2 protein-coding genes are annotated in these 945 nt (G+C 51.6%); one reads left to right on the plus strand and one right to left on the minus strand.

Annotated features, from left to right (window positions below):
- Window positions 1-138: 138 nt before the first annotated feature.
- Window positions 139-474: a winged helix-turn-helix domain-containing protein gene (locus tag EXE44_RS17170; protein ID WP_092920347.1), complete on the plus strand. Its 336-nt coding sequence runs from the start codon at window positions 139-141 to the stop codon at window positions 472-474.
- A 20-nt stretch (window positions 475-494) separates the two neighbouring features.
- Here the strand turns inward: EXE44_RS17170 and EXE44_RS17175 are convergent, their stop codons facing one another.
- A complete protein-coding gene (locus tag EXE44_RS17175) occupies window positions 495-758 on the minus strand; it encodes a hypothetical protein (RefSeq protein ID WP_137693613.1) in 264 nt (87 codons plus the stop codon).
- Between the last annotated feature and the right edge of the window lie 187 nt (window positions 759-945).

Genomic DNA, 945 nt, shown 5'->3' on the forward strand with positions numbered 1-945 from the left:
CTACATTTTGTCACTCGCCGAGGGCTCGTCACTTGGGTTCTGTGGCTACATATGAATTCTCTCGTTACTTGAATGTACGGAAAGTGATTGAAAACACTATACGGTCTTATATTAAATATGGGTGCGCCAGTGTATTATATGAGATATGCGGGAGAGTGGATGTCTGCTGCTGACGATCGGATTTTGGAGTATCTCTCTGAACACGAATCTGGTTCTCCAACGAAAATGAAGAGGGAGGGACCGATTCGATATTCACGTGTTCAGGTCCACCGACGATGTAAGAAGCTAGCTGAAGAGGGTCTCGTCAAAGATCTCGGAAACGGTGTCTACATGATCACTGACGACGGTGAGGCGTATCTCGACGGCCGACTCGACACCGAGAATTGGACCTACATTGATGACGACAATGATGCCGTCGAGGCACAGAACCCGACGGACAGTGAGGCCTCGAACGGGGACGCCACCCGAATGTGAGTTATAGATCTATACAAGGGTCAGCGTTTATTTTCGAGGAACTCCCACTCTAGCGTATTAGTATCAACTCGAAGTACACCGACGTTCGTTGTTTCATCAATCGCTCTAACATCGATCTGATCCCGGACGTGCGACTCCACGGAGAGCTCTTCGAGCCGCCACTCCTGCGAATCCAACGCCGGCGGAATATCGTCTCCAGACACGACATTCACCGATCGAAGTGTCCCGTACCGTTCCGGTGTGACATCCACTTCGATCGGGAGCTCAACGAGGTCACCGCTCATACGTCGACTTCAGCGCCCCACGATATGAAATTTGCTCAGGAAGATCCGGCTCCGTGACGAGCGTCACCCGGACGAGCCGTCTCCCTAACGATTTTCCCAGTACCAACGATTAAATACAGTTGAGCGGCACTTTCCGATAGATGAGTCAGCAGGACCTGACCTACGTCGATCTGTTCGCGGGAGCGGG

The organism is Halorubrum sp. SS7 (assembly GCF_005435055.1).
GTDB lineage: Archaea > Halobacteriota > Halobacteria > Halobacteriales > Haloferacaceae > Halorubrum > Halorubrum salinarum.

Excerpts from the sequence above, each read along its gene's own strand:
- EXE44_RS17175 (WP_137693613.1), bottom strand. The coding sequence starts at position 758 with ATGAGCGGTGACCTCGTTGAGCTCCCGATCGAAGTGGATGTCACACCG.
- EXE44_RS17170 (WP_092920347.1), top strand. The coding sequence starts at position 139 with ATGAGATATGCGGGAGAGTGGATGTCTGCTGCTGACGATCGGATTTTG.